We start from the raw sequence: 17,552 nt of genomic DNA on the forward strand, positions 1-17,552 counted from the left end.
CCTCAGCAACTCGTCTTGCCGCAGGCGCGCATATTCTTCACCTTGGCTTCAAGGTCGTCGAAGCCAACCGCGCCTTGAACGAGCTCGTTGCCGACCACATAAGACGGTGTGCCTGTGATGCCGAGGCTCTGAGCAAGGTCATAGGTTTCCTTGACGGAAGCATCGCTGGAGCTCTTGGCCATCTCATCCCTTATCTGCTTTTCGCTGACGCCAAGGGACTCTGCGACTTCGAGAGCGCTCGCTTCGTCGGCGCGGCCGTCGCGCCCAAGCAATGCGATATGGAACTGGCTATATTTCTGCGGCGCCAGTTTGCGGAATGCGTCGGATACCTTGTGGGCGGCAACCGATTCCGGTCCGAGGATTGGGAATTCCTTGAGCACGAAGCGGACGTTCTTGTCTTTTTCGAGCATCGTCTGCATGTCCGAAAGCGCATGCCTGCAATAGCCGCAATTGTAATCGAAGAATTCGACGATCGTGATGTCGCCCTTCGGGTTGCCGATCGCCAAGTCATACTTCGAATCGAAGATCGTCGACTTGTTGTCAGCAATCACGGCGTTGGCTTTAACGAGGCGCGCCTGCTCCTGCTTCTTCTGCAGCGCATCCTGAACATCGAGCATGATCTCTGGATTTTCAATCAGGTATTGCTTGATGAACTCGCCGAACTCCTTCTTCTGCGCGTCGTCGAGTGCTGCCGCCGGATAGGCAGTTGCCACCGAGGCAGTGAGCGCGAGCGCGGTGAAGATTTTCGGAAGTATGGCCATTATATCCTCGTCATCAGCAGTTTACATGCGTCGGTTCTAGGCGTCGAATAACACTGCCCGGTTAACGGCGGCACGCCGCTGCCGCCAAATTACGGTGCGTCCGGTCGTCTTCAAACAGGAATTTTCGCATCCGCGGTTCAATCGCGGGATTGTGATGACCCGATTATTGCGGCAATTGTCTGGCCGCAAGCAAAGTTAAAGAGAAGCGATCTTGTTTTCCATTTCCCAACGCAGCGAAGTCGAACCCTTTCATGCCATGGATGTTCTGGCGGAGGCGACAAGGCGGCGAGCGAACGGCCATCCGGTCATTTCCATGGCCGTCGGCCAGCCATCCCATCCGGCGCCGCGGGCCGCGCGGGAGGCAGCGCAGGCTGCGCTTGTGGAGGGCAAGATCGGCTACACGGACGCGCTTGGTACGACGAGACTGAAACAAGCGCTGGCCGACCATTATCGCGGCCGTCACGGGCTGGAAATCGATCCTGCACGGATCGCGATAACGACGGGTTCTTCCGCCGGCTTCAATTTGGCGTTTCTCTCGCTGTTCGATGCCGGCGACGCGGTCGCGATTGCCCGGCCGGGCTATCCCGCCTACCGCAACATCCTCGGCGCGTTGGGGTTGAGGGTGATCGAGGTGCCGGTAACGGCCGAAACCCACTTCACGTTGACGCCCGAGAGTCTCGAGGCCGCGCAAACGGCAAACAATGTCAGGCTGAAGGGCGTTCTGCTGGCGAGCCCCGCCAACCCGACAGGTACCGTGACCGGCCGCCAGGGGCTGAAGTCCTTGGCCGACTATTGCGCGGCCAATTCGATCGCGTTCATTTCAGACGAAATCTACCACGGACTGACCTTTGCCGGCGAAGAGACCGGCGCGCTGGAATTGACCGACGAGGCGATCGTCATCAACTCCTTCTCCAAATATTATTGCATGACGGGATGGCGGATCGGCTGGATGGTGTTGCCCGAGCGGCTGGTGCGCCCGATCGAGCGCGTCGCGCAAAGCCTCTACATCTCGCCACCCGAACTCTCGCAGATCGCCGCGACGGCCGCTCTCGGCGCGGCCGCGGAACTCGATGTCTACAAGGCGAGCTACGCGGCCAACCGCGATTTTCTGCTGAAGCGTCTGCCGGAGATCGGCCTGTCCATCGCATCGCCGATGGATGGCGCCTTCTACGCCTATGTCGACGTAACGCGCTTTACCAATGATAGCATGGCTTTCGCGAAGCGGATGTTGGCGGAGATCAACGTCGCCGCAACGCCGGGCCTGGATTTCGACCCGCTGGAAGGTAATCGCTCGATGCGCATGTCCTACGCCGGTTCCGAAGCCGAGATCATCGAAGCAATCGAACGTATCGCAGCGTGGTTGAAATAAGTTTCTTCTAATGGAGAGTCTTCTGGAGACTTGCTAATGCAATTTCTGAGCGGCTTCGCGGCGGGCCGCCCTACTTACTTAGCCGATTTGGCAATTCTCACGGTCGAGCTGCGACACCAGCGCCAGGATCGTTTCTGAAACCGGGGTCGGCGTTGCCGTCAGGCGGCCCAGTGAAACGACCATTCCCACCAGCGGCGTAATCTCGAGCGACTTTCCCGCCAAGAGGTCTTGCAGCATAGAGGTGCGAACGGGCCCGATCTGTCGGGCCTGTTCCAGTCGCTGCTCGACGGACATCCCGACATTCGCGCCGAGCGCCTCTCCGACAGCCTTTACCTCCTTCATGACCTTGCCGATCTGGACGGTGATTGCCGCATCGGCCATCAGGTTGGACATCAAAGATCGCGTCAGCGCACTTATCGGGTTGAAGGAGGCGTTGCCCATCAGCTTGCTCCAGATGTCGTCGCGAATTCGGCGCGAGAGCTTCACGCCGATATCGGCGCGCTGCAGCAGCGCTTCGACGTTGCGCAAATCATAACTGATGTCGCCGGAGGGCTCGCCGAGGATGAAATGCCCTTTGTTGCTGAGCCTGATCTCACCGGGCTTGCTGACTTCAGCGCCCTGATGGGCGACACAGCCGATGACGCGTTCCGGGCCGACAAGTCGCCATAGTTTGCCGCCCTCATCGAGCTCATCGAACTGTAGTTCCGCATGCCCACTGTCCTGATCGCGATGAAAATACCACCACGGAATGCCGTTGAGGATCATCATCACGCGTGTGCCATCTTTCAGCAGAAGGCCGATTCCCTCTGCGGCGGCGCTGAGCTGGTGGCCCTTTAGCCCGGTGATGAGGAGATCCTGCGGCGGCAGTTCCCTCGGATTGTCGGTCGCCGTGAGGTTTATGGTGAGGGGTGCTTCTACGTCCGCCTCCATGAGACGCAACCCATCGCGTCGGATGGCGTCGAGATGAGCGCCGCGGGCAACGACCGAAACTGTCGCCTCTGCGCCGATTGAAGAGGCAAGCTTGGCAGCGATGGCGCCGCCGAGTGCACCGGCGCCGAAGATGCAGATATTTCTGAAAGACATGCGATGTTCTTTCCGCGATTGGTGGTCGCGCTGAACTTAGGTCATCCATTTCTCAAGGCGAGTGATATTTTGAAGCCGCCGAAAGGTTTTAGTGGCCGCTGCCGGGAATAAGTTCGTTCCGGCGAAGCTGGTCGATGGCCGCCACGGCATCTTCGGCAGACCAGCCCGCACGGATCGCCGCGGCGATCATCCGGACTTCGGCCTCCTCTTCGATCTTGAGGAACAGTGGTTCTAAGGCCTCTTGAGCCGTAAGAATATGCTCGTTGGGAGGGGTAACTGAGTGGCGGGTGGCTGGCGTGATCATCTGCACGGTACTCCTCTCTCTGACAGGGGATGATTCAAAATAAAGCGCGAATGCAAAAAAGGTTCCGGATAAAGTTTCAAGGACGCTTCATCTTGTTCTTTCGCCCCGGCTCTGCCTTGTTGCGCCACTACGCTAATGCTCGATTCGGCTCCATAAGAGGTGGAGCCACGACGAAAACGCACGAAGGAGATTGCGATGTCGAACGCCAAGAACGGAATTTCCGAAATGCGCCCCAGAATTACAGTAATTGGTGTCGGCGGCGGCGGCGGCAATGCCATCAACAACATGATAGCGGAAAATCTCGAAGGCGTCGATTTCATTGCGGCCAACACCGATGCACAGGTATTGGCGACCTCCAAGGCACCCCGCCGTATCCAGCTCGGCGCCCATGTGACCGAAGGGTTGGGCGCCGGCTCACTGCCGGAAGTTGGCCGCGCAGCTGCAGAAGAATCGATCGACGAGATCATGGACCATCTGGCCGGTTCCCACATGTGCTTCGTCACCGCAGGCATGGGCGGCGGCACCGGCACAGGTGCTGCACCTGTTATTGCCAAGGCTGCTCGCGACGCTGGCATCCTGACAGTCGGAGTCGTGACGAAGCCGTTCACGTTCGAAGGCAATCGCCGCATGAAGACCGCTGATGCCGGTATCGAGGCGCTTCGCGAGGCGGCCGATACGGTGATCGTCATCCCGAACCAGAACCTTTTCCGCATCGCCGATGCAAAGACCACCTTCGCCGATGCCTTCATGACCGCCGACCGCGTGCTTTATGCCGGTGTTGGCTGCATCACCGACCTGATTGTCAAGGAAGGCCTGATCAATCTCGATTTCGCTGACGTGAAGTCCGTTATGCGCGGCATGGGCCGGGCAATGATGGGCACCGGCGAGGCTTCGGGTGAGGGGCGCGCGATGAAGGCCGCGGAGGCTGCCATTGCCAACCCGCTGCTCGACGATATTTCCATGAAGGGTGCCAGGGGCGTGCTGATCTCGATTTCCGGCGGCTCCGACATGACGCTCTTCGAAGTGGACGAGGCGGCAAGCCGTATCCGCGACGAGGTCCAGGATGAAGCCGATATCGTTGTTGGAGCGATCTTTGATCGCAACCTGGACGGTAAGTTCCGCGTCTCCGTAGTGGCGACGGGCCTCGACGGCGTGGCCGCTGGAACGCAGGCCCGTCCTAGCGTCGCGCTCGGCCAGGACATCCACACGCGTACACTCCAGTAAGTCTCCTATCGCCTGCGCGTCCGATCGGGCGCGCAGGCTTGTCCTGATCCACGCAGTTTTCGGCGTAGTCATTCGCTGGAAATGTCAGGCGGCGGCCCTAAATCCGCTCTCGCCCATTCAGGCGTCCCCGACAGCATCAGGAAAATCATATGTCTCAGGACAAGTCTCCCGTCTGGCTCATCACCGGCTGCTCTACCGGCTTCGGCCGTGAGCTTGCGAAACTCACCATTGCCCGCGGCTGGCCGACGGTCGTGACGGCGCGCGACAAGGCGCGCGTTGCCGATCTGGCAACCGCTCATGAAGCGAACACGCTGGCGCTGGATCTCGATGTGACCGATCCGACTCAGGTCAAAGCGGCAGTCGCGGCCGCCGAGCAGCGTTTCGACCGCATCGACGTGCTGGTCAACAATGCCGGCTATGGCTACCAGTCAACGGTAGAGGAGGCGGAAGAGCAGGAAATCCGCGATCAGTTCGAGGCGAACGTCTTTGGCCTGTTTGCGATAACCCGCGCTGTCCTGCCCGGTATGCGGCGGCGCCGGCATGGCCACATCATCAACATCACCTCGGTTGCCGGCTTTATCGGCTTTCCTGGCTCCGGCTTCTATGCCGCTAGCAAGCACGCGGTGGAGGGTTTTTCCGATGCACTTCACGCCGAGGGCAGGCCGCTCGGCATCAAGGTGACCTGCGTCGCGCCCGGTCCGTTCCGCACCGATTGGGCGGGCCGGTCACTCCGGCAGACGAAGAGCACAATTCCGGACTACGCCGAAACCGCGGCAGCCCGCATGCGGCAAACAGCGGAATACAGCGGCAAGCAAGCCGGCGATCCCGTGCGCGCTGGCGAGGCGATGATCCGGATCACGGAAGTGGAGAACCCACCGCGGCATCTCGTGCTTGGCGAACTTGGCTACAACAACGTCACCAACAAGCTGCGCGAACGGCTGGCGCAGATCGAGGAATGGCGCGAAACGAGCCTGGGAGCCGATTTCCCGAAAGAGTAAGGTCGTCAAGGCGTGCCAGAGCGCTCCGTCGAAGCACCGCGCCCGCGACGGGTGCATGACATTACGCAACTGGTATGGTGGAGGAACATTGAATGGTGAAGATCGCCTATTGTATCGCCGGCGTGCTGATCCTTATCGGGCTGGTCTGGATGGGGCAGGGTAGCGGCTATTTTCCCTACCCGGCGGAAAGCTTCATGATCAACCAGACGTCATGGGTCTATTGGGGCGCGCTGGCTGTCGTCGTCGGACTTGTTGTGATTGTGGTGACGAGGAACGCGCGGCACCGGTCGCACTGAATTCAGCGGCACTGCGAACTGGCCCGGAGTGCAACATACGTCGTCAAGCGCGGCAGCCAACGACTGGGGCACCGAACGGATGGTCATGCAAGCGGCTTGCATGTCGTCACTGACTGGTGATTTCGGGGTGACTACTGCCGCCATAAAACAGTTCGCCGGCGAAAGAAGGCCCTAGCCATGTTTCCGCCGGCGAAGATTGTAACGAGTAAATAGCGGTTTATACGCGGCGCGCGCGAACGTCCGCCATGTCGGGCCGTGTGCCGTCGGGAGCGCGAAGGCCGTAATGCTTGCTTGCGAATACCCATTCCACATTCCCGGGTTCGAACGGGCGGCGCGGGTTTCTCAGTGCCATCCGGCGCTCGGAGAGGCTGCGCGGCAGGGTGTCGATCATATCATTGACGAAGGTTTCAACGCTGTCTTTCCAGCGAGGCGAGATCGAAACATCGACGCCGCCAAAGCGATGAAAGTCGGGATGTTTCCGGGAATAGCATGCGCCGAGCATCCACGCATGCTGCTGCTTCAAAAAGCGTTCTTTGATAGTCATTCCTAGTCTTTTTCCTTGGCGTCATCGACGACATCGGCCTCGGGGCGGTCGCCTCCGTTCGACCGTTCCGTTGTCCAGCTGCCGTCTGCACGCTGATATGTAATGTCCGCATCCTGGCCACCGAGCTTTTGTCGCTCCGCGGCATGTTCAGCCGCTGCCAATGCTTCTTCGTGAGTTGGGAAAGTTTCCGACCAGACATCGTCCAGGCGGTAGGCCCAGGCGCCATCATGTTCGGCGACGTGGTAGGTAATCGACATCGATCGTTCCTTCAAGGACTTTTCGCAGGAATTTGCGTAGAGGCTCCATGCAGATTGAAAGGCCGAAACGCGGCTCGCCATATGCTTGTTCCGTCGCAGTCTGGCCTGTGTGAGGCTGGATTCAAAGCGAATGGCGACCTTGCGCAAGCGCGGAACGCTTCATAGGCTTGGGGCGTTGATGGATTCGTTCAACGCCTCTTCATAGGAAACTCATGCGCGCTCAGTCGAAGCCGTTCGTCGTCGAAGTCAAATCCTCCCGCCGCCCAGAACGTCGCCAGTCAGCGTCGATCTGGGGCAACCTCGATCTCGCAGCCGTTGCCGAGGAGATTGCGGAAGAACTGCCGCAGCCATCTGCCGCGCTCGAGGAAACCGCCGAGGCGCGATAATTCGGCGATCCTAAGCCGGCAGAAATCGGTAGGAGGCATCCTTGCGCTCGGCATATCCGACGGCCGGATAGGTCCAGTGATAGCCGAGCATCTTGAGCTTTTCGCTCGCGGCGCGATCGAGCAGCATCTGGCGGTTTTTCAGCGCGATCTCAGGTTCGGTGTCGAAGCCGAAATGCCAGGCGGGATGCTCGAAGAAAATCACGTCGTTGGTACAGGCGTCGCCTGTGATCAGCAGGCCGCCGTCGCCAGCCAGTTCGATCGAGACATGGCCCGGCGTATGGCCGCGGGTTTCCAAAATCCGCATTCCGGGAATGATCTCCTGATCCGGGCGCAAGAGCGTCAGCCGGTCCTTGACCGCAAACAGGTCACGTTGCGCGCCTCGCGCAAAATCATGAAGCGCCGACGGCATGTGCATCTCAAAGTCCTTGTGGGTCCAGAAGTCCCACTCGGCTTCGCTGACAAAATACTGGGCGTTCGGATAAAGCACCTTTCCATCGGCCGTCGTCGTCGCACCGGAGTGGTCCGGATGGGCATGGGTGAAAACCACCTTGGTGATCGCTTCGGGCGCGATCCCAAGCGATTGCAGGTTTGCGGCCAATTTGCCCGCGCTGGCCTGGAAGCGGTTACCCGAGCCAGTGTCGATAAGGATCAGGTCGTCGCCATTGCGGATCAGCGGGATGTTGGCCTGGACCGGAGCGGCCGCCGAACTTCCGCCCAGCCGAGGCATGATCGCCTTGCGCTCTTCAGGCGTGGCGTCGGGCAACAAGATCTCGACTGGGAGCGTGAGAAAACCGTCGCTGACGACCGTGATGTCGAACGTGCCATGCTTGAAGCGGTGGAAGTCGGCTGCGACGGCGCTACGTGACGCGAGCATCGCTGCTGCCGCGGCCGTCAACTTCAGCAGATCGCGGCGGGACAAGCCGTCCGAAATGGTATCTCGCGTTATCACAAGCGCCTCCCTTGAAGAGAAAATATCCGGCGTGCCGCAGGCGGGGGCGAAGAGGACCCGCCTGCGAGTGTTGTATTGCCTCCGTTCCATCAGAAGGCCGGCGGTCGAGCCAACATCTCAGTCCAGGAAGAATTCCAGCAGATCGGCGTTGATCACATCCGGATGCGTCGTGCACATGCCGTGCGGGAGGCCGGCATAGGTCTTCAGTATGCCGTGCTTCAAGAGCTTGACGGACAGCGGTGCGGAGTCGGCATAGGGAACGATCTGATCGTCGTCGCCGTGCATGACGAGTGTCGGCACCGTGATCTGCTTCAGATCCTCGGTGAAATCAGTTTCGGAGAAGGCCTTGATGCAATCGTAATGCGCCTTTGCACCACCCATCATGCCTTGCCGCCACCAGTTCTCGATAACACCCTGGCTGACCTTGGCACCCGGGCGGTTATAGCCATAGAACGGGCCTGCGGGCACGTCGAGGAAGAACTGCGCGCGGTTGGCGACGAGCGCGGCACGGAAACCATCGAAGACCTCGAGCGGCAGGCCACCGGGGTTCTTGTCCGACTTGACCATGATCGGCGGCACGGCGCCGATCAGCACCGCCTTGGCGACGCGTCCGGGCTTTGCGCGGGCGACGTAGTGGGCAACCTCACCGCCGCCGGTCGAATGGCCGACATGGATTGCATTCTTGAGATCGAGCGCATCTGTGAGGGCCGCGACGTCGGCGGCATAGGTGTCCATCTCATTGCCCTGCCACGTCTGACTGGAACGGCCATGGCCGCGCCGGTCGTGGGCAATCACGCGATAGCCCTTGTCCAGAAAGAACATCATCTGCGCGTCCCAATCGTCAGCGCTGAGCGGCCAGCCGTGATGGAAAACAATAGGCTGGGCGGTGGCTGGACCCCAATCCTTGTAGAAGATTTCGGTTCCGTCCGTGGTCTTGATGAATGGCATGATGAAGTCCTCGTTCTGGATGTGATTGCTTTGGTGGTAAAGGCACGCAAGCATCCTGCCGGTGCCCACATTGTCGGGCGTCGGGCAAAGCCTGACTCGCGTCGCTGCCCCTCTACGTCCTCGTCATGACGCGACGTTAGCGGCGCTGCGAGCCAACGGTAATTTGACCAAAATCAAGAAGAAGGGAAGATGCCATGTTGAAGAATGGCAGTGATGCTTGCGTGTATAACACCCCTGCGGACGGATAGTGCCGGTAACGCGCCCGTATAGAAGCAACATCGGTTTCGAGGGCTGGTCTGGCGTGGAGCCCTCGAATTGGGCCTCAACATTAAGCTGGGCCCTGGTTATGCCGTTGCGCCTGGCGTTGACTTACTGAGGCGTTGGGCAGTTCGAGAGCGGGTGATGCCGAACCTGGGGCAGGCCGCCTGCAGACGCTCAATTCCCTTCGCAGTCGGTGGCCCGAAGACTTCGTCAGGTCCGTCTTCCTTGATAAACTGATCGAAGAGAGCAGGGGTGTCGATCAGGACGTGCCTGCAATGATTGTCGCTCGGGTTCATAAGCTGGTGTGGAATGCCGCGTGGGAAGAAGGCGCTTTCGCCGGCGGTCACTTGCCGAGGTTGCTGTTGATCACAGCAGAAGAGCGGCCAAGGGCCGCTCTTTGACTTTTGTCTTCGCGTCAAGTTCCCGACCTGGGTCGGACAACGTTCCGGCGGGTGAGGGGTGAAAGCTATCATCATCACCAACCGCCGGAATTGCCGGTTATCAGCTGCAGCCGCTCGTCGCGCCGCAGGTGTCGCACTTCTCGCAGGTGCCGTTGCGGACCATCGTGAAGTTCTGGCATTCGGAGCACATGTTGCCCGTGTAGCCCTGCATGATGGAGCGGGCGCGGCGTTCGGCTTCGACCTTCTTGGCCTCCGTCTTGGCCGATGCCGCGTCGGCGGCGGCCTTGTCGGAGAAGAGGGCGGTTGCCTGCTGCTGGGTCTCGGTTGCGATCTCCTCGGCCACTTCCTCGGCGATCTCTTCGGCCAGTTCCTTTGCCCGCTCCTCGTAGTCGCGCTTGAAGGCGACGATTTCAGAGGAGGAGACGGCAAGCGTCGGCTCGATCTTGCGGGCGGCAGCACCCGCAAAGGAGGTCACCGTGGCGCCGGAGGAAGCGCGCGCCGGGGCTGCCGTCGCGGCACCCTTCGGCTCCCCGCCTGCCTGACGCTCGTTGCCCGTTACCAGGGTCGGCTTGTAGCCGCGGGTCCAACCGGTCGAGACGAGGTTCGTCTTGCCTTCCTGGATCCCCTTGCCGAGCGCCGTGTTGGAGAAGTCGGACGTATCGACATGCGCCAGATCGTGGCGGCCGAGGTAGGAGACGGCGAGTTCGCGGAACACGTAGTCGAGGATCGACGTGGCGTTCTTGATCGCGTCGTTGCCGATGACGATGCCGGCCGGTTCGAACTTGGTGAAGGTGAAGGCCTCCACATACTCTTCGAGCGGCACGCCGTATTGCAGGCCGAGCGAGATGGCGATCGCGAAGTTGTTCATCATCGCACGGAAGGCCGCACCTTCCTTGTGCATGTCGATGAAGATCTCGCCGAGACGGCCGTCGCCGAATTCGCCGGTGCGCAGGTACACCTTGTGTCCGCCGACGGCGGCCTTCTGGGTGTAACCCTGGCGGCGGTTCGGGAGCTTCTCCCGCTCGCGGGTGACGCGTTCGACGACACGCTCGATGATCTTCTCGGTGATGGTGACGGCCTGGGCGGCGACCGGCTGCTGCAGCAGATCGTCCAGTGCGTCCTCATCGCTTTCGTCTTCGATCAGCGAGGCGTTCAGCGGCTGCGACAGCTTGGAGCCATCGCGGTAGAGAGCGTTTGCCTTCAGGCCGAGCTTCCAGGAGAGCATGTAGGCGCTCTTGCAATCGTCGACCGTCGCGTCGTTCGGCATGTTGATCGTCTTGGAGATCGCACCCGAGATGAACGGCTGGGCAGCAGCCATCATGCGGATGTGGCTGTCGACCGAGAGGTAACGCTTGCCGATCTTGCCGCAAGGGTTGGCGCAATCGAAGACGGCGAGGTGTTCGTTCTTCAGGAACGGTGCGCCTTCCAGCGTCATCGCGCCGCAGACGTGAACGTTAGCAGCTTCGATGTCCTTCTTGGCAAAGCCGAGGTACTCGAGCAGGTTGAAGCTCATGTCGGCAAGCTGTTCGTCGGAAACCTTCAGCATCGTCTTCATGAAGTCGGCGCCGAGCGTCCACTGGTTGAAGACGAACTTGATGTCGAAGGCCGACTTCAGCGCGGCGTTGACGGCTTCCACCTTATCGTCGGTGAAGCCCTTGGCCTTCAGCGTCGAGGGGTTGATGGCCGGCGCCTGGTTCAGATTGCCGTGGCCGACAGCGTAGGCTTCGATCTCGGCGATCTGGCTCTCGGAGTAGCCGAGCGTGCGCAGGGCTTCCGGAACGGCGCGGTTGATGATCTTGAAGTAGCCGCCGCCGGCGAGCTTCTTGAATTTCACCAGTGCGAAGTCAGGCTCGATACCGGTTGTGTCGCAATCCATGACGAGGCCGATCGTGCCGGTCGGCGCGATGACGGTTGCCTGGGCGTTGCGGTAGCCGTGCTTTTCGCCGAGTTCGAGAGCCTTGTCCCAGGCGCTCTTGGCATGAGCCGCCAGATCCTGGTCGGGGTTCTCGGAGTGGACGAGCGCGACCGGGTTGATCGACAGGCCTTCATAGCCAGACGTCTCGCCGTAAGCGGCGCGGCGATGGTTGCGGATGACGCGCAGCATGTTTTCGCGGTTCGGCGCGAACATCGGGAACGGTCCGAGCTCGGAAGCGATCTCAGCCGAGGTGGCGTAGGAAATGCCGGTCATGATCGCGGTCAGGGAGCCGGCAATGGCACGGGCTTCGTCGCTGTCATAGGGAATGCCGGAAGACATCAGCAGGCCGCCGATGTTGGCGTAGCCGAGGCCGATCGTGCGATATTCGTAAGAGAGCTCGGCAATCCGCTTCGACGGGAACTGCGCCATCATCACCGAGATTTCGAGAACAACGCTCCACAGGCGAACCGCATGCTCGTAGTCTGATATGTTGATGCGCTTGGTGGCGGCATCCTTGAACTGCATGAGGTTCAGCGAGGCAAGGTTGCAGGCCGTGTCATCGAGGAACATGTATTCCGAGCACGGGTTGGATGCGCGGATCGGGCCGGCAGCCGGGCTGGTGTGCCAGTCGTTCATCGTCGTGTTGAAGTGCAGGCCCGGATCGGCCGAGGCCCATGCGGCGTAGGAGATCGATTCCCACAGGTCGCGCGCCTTCAAGGTCTTCATGACCTTGCCGTCCTTGCGGGCCTTCAGTTCCCAGTCGCCGTCGTTTTCAACTGCGTGCAGGAAGTCGTCCTTGATCGAGACGGAGTTGTTGGAGTTCTGGCCGGATACGGTCAGGTAAGCTTCGCTATCCCAGTCCGTGTCGTAGGTCTTGAATTCCATGTCCTTGTAGCCCTGGCGGGCAAACTGGATGACGCGACCGATGTAATTCTCAGGAACCTGGTCCTTCTTGGCAGCGCGGATTTCGCGCTTCAGGGCAGGGTTCTTGTTCGGGTCGAAGCAGTCGCCATTGTCGGCTTCGCAGTTGACGCAAGCCTTCATGATTGCCTTGAGGTGCTTGGCGACAACTTTGGAACCGGTGACGAGAGCAGCAACCTTCTGCTCTTCCTTCACCTTCCAGTTGATATACTCCTCGATATCAGGGTGATCGATGTCGACGACCACCATCTTGGCCGCACGGCGCGTCGTGCCGCCCGACTTGATTGCGCCGGCAGCCCGATCGCCGATCTTCAGGAAGCTCATCAGGCCGGAAGAACGGCCGCCGCCGGACAGCTTTTCGCCCTCGCCACGCAGGTAGGAGAAATTGGAGCCGGTGCCGGAGCCGTACTTGAAGAGGCGGGCTTCGCGGACCCACAGGTCCATGATGCCGCCTTCGTTGACAAGATCGTCTTCAACGGACTGGATGAAGCAGGCGTGCGGCTGCGGATGTTCGTAGGCCGACTTCGACTTCGTCAGCTTGCCGGTAAAGGGGTCGACATAGAAGTGGCCCTGGCCGGGGCCGTCGATGCCATAGGCCCAGTGCATGCCGGTGTTGAACCACTGCGGGGAATTCGGGGCAACACGCTGGGTGGCAAGCATGTAGGCAAGTTCGTCCTTGAAGGCGAGGGCGTCTTCCTCGGACGAGAAGTAGCCGCCCTTCCAGCCCCAGTAGGTCCAGGTGCCGGCAAGACGGTCGAAGACCTGGCGCGCGTCGGTTTCGGAACCGTACTGCTGGTCCTTCGCAACATCCTTCAAGGCAGCGTCATCGGCAACCGAACGCCACAGGAAGGAAGGAACCTCGTTTTCCTCGACCTTCTTCAGCTTGGCGGGAACGCCGGCCTTGCGGAAATACTTCTGCGCCAGGATGTCGGCGGCGACCTGGGAGAACTGCGCCGGAACGTCGATGTTCTCGAGGCGGAATACGATCGACCCGTCTGGGTTCTTGATCTCGCTCGTCGCCTTGCGGAATTCGATGTCCGCGTAAGCGCTTTGTCCTGCCTTCGTGAAACGGCGTTCTATGCGCATTTCTCTAACCTCTAGCTTGCGCGCCCCGTCCCCGTCGACCAAGGCGCAAGTTTCCACCTCCGGCGGCGCCGTGAGGAGCGCAGCCAGTTCTCGTTTCCGTATTTTCACAGGAGTGTCATCCGGAGATGCTTCTCCCGTATCTTGTAGTGATCGTGGCTGCAAACACTAAATATAGTATTAACAGCTTATTATCGCCAGCCCCGGATGTCACTTTTTCGGAAGATAAAAATCGCGCACGAAACCCCTCATGGCGGTCGCCCTTCATGGACGCAACACCCTGATTCTACGCTCGATTTTTGGAGGGAACCGGCCTCGTTAATTCCGGTCCAACTGCCGTCGCAACATCGGAACCTATTAAGTTTGAATCGGGCGATTCCGTCAAGAGGTTGTTTTTAATGAAGCGTTCACCACAACATATTGTGGATCGGGCTGTGGAGAATGGGGAAAAGAAAGTCGTCCAAGAAATTCAATGGGTTGCGAGCTTTCGTCGTCCCGGAGCGTAAAAAATCTAAGAAAAGTTGCGACCGTGTTGATTTGGTTGCAGCTTTTGCCGGCCAAATGCGGCAGCCGATTCGTTGACGCTAAATTCAATCACAATGCGTCGATCGCAATCGTCACTGTTGCGATGCCTATAGGCTGTCCGTTTTCATCCTTGATGACGAAACTTGCCTGCGTTTCTAGCAATTGTGTCTGCTCGTCGCGCTCGGCGCGATCGATGAATATGTCGTCGGACTGTCTTCCGAATGTTTTCAGGAACTTGTCTTCGTCGCCCTGCCAATAGTCGCTGGTTATCGTGCCCTGGCCGACATTTAGTCCGTGGCGATCGGTCACGAAGAATTCAACGATGGCGCCCTGCGAATCATCCTGCTTGGATTTGAGGTATCGCGACACCGGTTTGTTGAGCAGTTGCCTCACCATCTGCCAACCGCCGGCCAGAACTTCGGACCGATAGGTGTTATCCAGCACCTGGATGTCCATGTCGCTGATTTTGCTGAATTTGGTATTCTGAGCTTCGATCGCCTTCCTGACGATCGCGACATTCACCATCGGCTTGACTGTTGTCTCGACATATTTCCGCACGACCGACACATAGGCCGGCTCCGCCGAAGCGGTCAAAGGCGAGAGACAGAGACACAAACCGAAAGCCGCCGCTATCTCGACATAGCCCCAACGCATCATGTTCATTCCAAAGGTCGCGCCCCGCGACTTTACCTCTAATGCAAGTCCGCAACGCGACACCGTTGCCGCGTGGGAATTGCTTTGAAGGATAAGGTCAGCGCGGGCGACGCGATAGCGGAATCCGATGGGTTAGTTAAACAAAGATTTGTACAATCTGAAATTGTCGCCAATCTGTTGGGTTGCGCCGTGGATGGCGCTCAGCCGCGGCCGGCCTTGGAGATCGGTTCCTGATAGGTGAACCCCATGTCCCACGGGAAGTAGATCCAGGTGTCCTGGCTGACTTCCGTAACGAAGGTATCGATCGTCGGCACTCCCTGGGGCTTCGCATAAACGCAGGCGAAGTGTGCTTTGGGAAGGATCGAACGAACTTCGGAGGCGGTCTTGCCCGTATCGGTAAGATCGTCGATGACAAGGACGGATTCGCCTTGGTCAGCGGTCAGCTCTGGCGCAATGCCCTTCAGGAGCATCATTTCGCCCTGGTTCACGTAGTCGTGGTAGGAGGCGACGCAGACAGTTTCGATCAGCCGGATGTTGAGTTCGCGCGAGATGATTGCTGCGGGTACGAGACCGCCGCGCGTGATGCAGACGATCGCCTTGAAATCGCGCTTGAGCCCAGCGAGACGCCAAGCGAGCGCCCGCGCGTCGCGGTGGAACTGGTCCCAGGAAACGGGAAAGGCTTTATCGGGAAGAGACATGGGTTTGCTCCGCGGCATGAATGATGACACGCCGTTTGTCGGCGGCCGGACAAGGCATTCCGCGATCGGCCAAACGCAAATCGCCCAGCCCAGACTGCGCGAGAGGAGGACCGAAGCCGGAGCTCGTCATCGGTCGCCGCAATTAACGGATTCCGTGGGCAAAACGCAAGCCTTTCACGATTCTTATCGCGACAGCAGCGTCAAGGCCGTCATCGACTGCAGCAGCGTTCTCGTGGTGCCGCCGAAGATTAACTGCCAGAGACGCGAATGAGTGTAAGCGCCCATGACGAGCAGGTCGATGCTGCTGTCGGAGAGGCGATTTTCGATGACGGCCGACGCGGACTTATCAACGCTTTGCGCTGTTGCCAAAGTTACCTTGACGCCGTGACGGGAAAGAGCCGCAGCGATGTCGGCGCCTGCGACGGCCGCAGACTGGAGTGCATTGTCGACTGGATCGACGGAGAAAATCTCGACTTCGTCGGCGGCCCTCAGGATGGGCAAGGCATCGAACGCCGCACGCGCGGCCTCCCTTGAGCCGTTCCATGCGACGAGGACACGCTTGATCGGTTTCGGCTGGCGCATCACAAAAGGAATCATCAAAACCGGGCGACCGCTTTCGAAGAGATAGTTGTCGATGTCTACGTGACTGTCGGACGGCTTCACCGGATCGGCCTGCGAGGCGATGAGCAAGTCGGCGCTTCGGGCACTTTCGATCAACGGCGCCGAGCCGTAGCCGGTGGATGAGGCGAAGCTGCGCCATTCATGGGAAATACCTTCAGCCTGCGCCTTCTTGCGGAAGATGCGTTCGATTTCGAGCGTTTGGGCACGCGCCATGTCCTGCAGTGCCTGCACGGCGACCGGGTCGGGTATCTCCATCGGTGCTACGAGCGGCACGACCGCGACGGTCTCTGCATGAAGTCCGATAACGTAGGCATTGGTCTGTGCGGCAATGGCAAACGCAAAATCGGCCACGGCGGTGGCGTTATCGACGGTATCGAGAATGGCAAGTATGGTTTTGTAGGACATCGGCAATTCTCCTTACGCGGATGAAATCGACTAATTTTCAACGAGAATGCGCCGGCGAGGGCGCCGGTTCTTTGATGCATATCAACGGCGAGCCGGGATCTCCTCCATGCTACGCCTCTGCCGAGCGGTTTTCAGCCACCTCCTTTGATTGGCGGATGGACTCGATCATAGCGCGCACATCATCTCCCGCTGCATCGACCGCATCCTGTGAGCGTCCGCGGACGACGATTTCCGTTGAGAACGCCTGGCCAATATAGCGGGGATAGGAGCCGATGCTCGTCTCCGGATGAGCTTTCTGGATGGCAGCAAGCGGTGTGCCGATGTCGCCTTCCCCGTAAGGGCAGGAGATACCGAGCGAGAGCACTCGCGTGCCGGTCCGCAATGTCGGGATGACCGCGTCGACCATGGCCTGGAAGACCTGCGGCACCCCAGCCATGACATGAACGTTGCCGATCACGAACCCGGGTGCGGTCGAGACCGGGTTGGGGATATGGCGCGCCCCTTTGGGCATGCGAGCCATTCTCTTTCGGGCTTCCGTAAACTCAAGCCCGCGGCGCGCGTACATCTCGCCGAGCAGGTTCATTGCATCAGCATCGTATTCGCAAGGCACCCCGAACGCTGCGGATACGGCATCGGCGGTGATGTCGTCATGGGTCGGTCCGATACCTCCCGAGGTGAAGATGTAATCGTATTTTGTGCGCAGCGCGTTGAGTGCCTCGACGATCGCATTCTCCTCGTCGCCGACGATGCGCACTTCCTTGAGGTCGATGCCGGAAAGCGTCAGCATGTCAGCCAGGTGGCCGATATTCTTGTCCTTGGTGCGGCCGGATAACAGTTCGTCGCCAATGGCAAGCATGGCGGCGGTGACAATCGTCTCATTGGTCATTGGAAATTTCCGAGCATTTGCGTTCCCACATAGGTAGTGCCCTTCTCCAGTCTTGCAAACCGT

General features: G+C 59.7%; 17 protein-coding genes. 5 read left to right on the forward strand and 12 right to left on the reverse strand.

Annotated elements, in window-relative coordinates; all coding sequences use genetic code 11:
* Positions 1–2: 2 nt before the first annotated feature.
* Entirely contained in the window at positions 3–761 is a 759-nt protein-coding gene (locus tag AS026_RS11220; protein ID WP_018857000.1) for a DsbA family protein, read from the reverse strand.
* A 211-nt stretch (positions 762–972) separates the two neighbouring features.
* Between AS026_RS11220 and AS026_RS11225 the strand changes: the two genes are divergently transcribed.
* Positions 973–2,130, forward strand: coding sequence for a pyridoxal phosphate-dependent aminotransferase (locus tag AS026_RS11225; RefSeq protein ID WP_062369653.1), 1,158 nt, complete (start codon positions 973–975; stop codon positions 2,128–2,130).
* A gap of 78 nt (positions 2,131–2,208) precedes the next feature.
* Here the strand turns inward: AS026_RS11225 and AS026_RS11230 are convergent, their stop codons facing one another.
* Positions 2,209–3,213 (reverse strand): ketopantoate reductase family protein, encoded by a 1,005-nt coding sequence (locus AS026_RS11230; protein ID WP_062369654.1) that lies wholly within the window; start codon positions 3,211–3,213, stop codon positions 2,209–2,211.
* Positions 3,214–3,301: 88 nt separating this feature from the next.
* A complete protein-coding gene (locus tag AS026_RS39685) occupies positions 3,302–3,517 on the reverse strand; it encodes a hypothetical protein (RefSeq protein WP_029792471.1) in 216 nt (71 codons plus the stop codon).
* A gap of 195 nt (positions 3,518–3,712) precedes the next feature.
* On the opposite strand from AS026_RS39685, the gene ftsZ reads away from it, so the two are divergent.
* The 3 genes from ftsZ to AS026_RS11245 all read left to right on the forward strand — a co-directional run bounded on the left by ftsZ (position 3,713) and on the right by AS026_RS11245 (position 6,035).
* Complete coding sequence (ftsZ, locus tag AS026_RS11235) at positions 3,713–4,741, forward strand: cell division protein FtsZ (protein ID WP_018856996.1); 1,029 nt, start codon at positions 3,713–3,715, stop codon at positions 4,739–4,741.
* A gap of 149 nt (positions 4,742–4,890) precedes the next feature.
* Positions 4,891–5,739, forward strand: a complete 849-nt coding sequence (locus AS026_RS11240) for an oxidoreductase (protein WP_062369655.1) — start codon at positions 4,891–4,893, stop codon at positions 5,737–5,739.
* Positions 5,740–5,831: 92 nt separating this feature from the next.
* Positions 5,832–6,035 (forward strand): hypothetical protein, encoded by a 204-nt coding sequence (locus AS026_RS11245; RefSeq protein WP_018856994.1) that lies wholly within the window; start codon positions 5,832–5,834, stop codon positions 6,033–6,035.
* Positions 6,036–6,252: 217 nt separating this feature from the next.
* Here the strand turns inward: AS026_RS11245 and AS026_RS11250 are convergent, their stop codons facing one another.
* Both AS026_RS11250 and AS026_RS11255 read right to left on the reverse strand, forming a co-directional pair.
* Positions 6,253–6,579 (reverse strand): hypothetical protein, encoded by a 327-nt coding sequence (locus AS026_RS11250; RefSeq protein WP_018856993.1) that lies wholly within the window; start codon positions 6,577–6,579, stop codon positions 6,253–6,255.
* Positions 6,580–6,581: 2 nt separating this feature from the next.
* Positions 6,582–6,836 carry a DUF2188 domain-containing protein gene (locus AS026_RS11255; RefSeq protein WP_062369685.1) on the reverse strand — a complete coding sequence of 85 codons (255 nt, stop codon included), beginning with the start codon at positions 6,834–6,836 and terminating at the stop codon, positions 6,582–6,584.
* A gap of 212 nt (positions 6,837–7,048) precedes the next feature.
* Between AS026_RS11255 and AS026_RS42295 the strand changes: the two genes are divergently transcribed.
* Complete coding sequence (locus AS026_RS42295; protein ID WP_167354893.1) at positions 7,049–7,222, forward strand: hypothetical protein; 174 nt, start codon at positions 7,049–7,051, stop codon at positions 7,220–7,222.
* Positions 7,223–7,232: 10 nt separating this feature from the next.
* Here AS026_RS42295 and AS026_RS11260 read toward each other — a convergent pair whose 3' ends face one another.
* The 7 genes from AS026_RS11260 to AS026_RS11295 form a co-directional block, all read right to left on the reverse strand.
* The gene (locus AS026_RS11260) at positions 7,233–8,096 is read right to left on the reverse strand and encodes an MBL fold metallo-hydrolase (RefSeq protein ID WP_245307423.1); all 864 of its coding nucleotides are present in this window, start codon (positions 8,094–8,096) and stop codon (positions 7,233–7,235) included.
* 192 nt (positions 8,097–8,288) lie between these two features.
* Positions 8,289–9,119, reverse strand: a complete 831-nt coding sequence (locus AS026_RS11265) for an alpha/beta fold hydrolase (RefSeq protein WP_025659988.1) — start codon at positions 9,117–9,119, stop codon at positions 8,289–8,291.
* A gap of 762 nt (positions 9,120–9,881) precedes the next feature.
* Entirely contained in the window at positions 9,882–13,703 is a 3,822-nt protein-coding gene (locus AS026_RS11275) for a vitamin B12-dependent ribonucleotide reductase (protein WP_062369658.1), read from the reverse strand.
* Positions 13,704–14,294: 591 nt separating this feature from the next.
* Positions 14,295–14,882 (reverse strand): hypothetical protein, encoded by a 588-nt coding sequence (locus AS026_RS11280; protein ID WP_062369686.1) that lies wholly within the window; start codon positions 14,880–14,882, stop codon positions 14,295–14,297.
* A gap of 197 nt (positions 14,883–15,079) precedes the next feature.
* Positions 15,080–15,577 carry a xanthine phosphoribosyltransferase gene (gene gpt, locus AS026_RS11285; RefSeq protein ID WP_025659992.1) on the reverse strand — a complete coding sequence of 166 codons (498 nt, stop codon included), beginning with the start codon at positions 15,575–15,577 and terminating at the stop codon, positions 15,080–15,082.
* 183 nt (positions 15,578–15,760) lie between these two features.
* The gene (locus tag AS026_RS11290; protein WP_025659993.1) at positions 15,761–16,603 is read right to left on the reverse strand and encodes a universal stress protein; all 843 of its coding nucleotides are present in this window, start codon (positions 16,601–16,603) and stop codon (positions 15,761–15,763) included.
* A 109-nt stretch (positions 16,604–16,712) separates the two neighbouring features.
* A complete protein-coding gene (locus AS026_RS11295) occupies positions 16,713–17,489 on the reverse strand; it encodes a competence/damage-inducible protein A (protein WP_062369659.1) in 777 nt (258 codons plus the stop codon).
* Positions 17,490–17,552 lie beyond the last annotated feature (63 nt).

Origin of the sequence: Rhizobium altiplani (assembly GCF_001542405.1) — a bacterium.
GTDB classification, from domain to species: domain Bacteria; phylum Pseudomonadota; class Alphaproteobacteria; order Rhizobiales; family Rhizobiaceae; genus Rhizobium; species Rhizobium altiplani.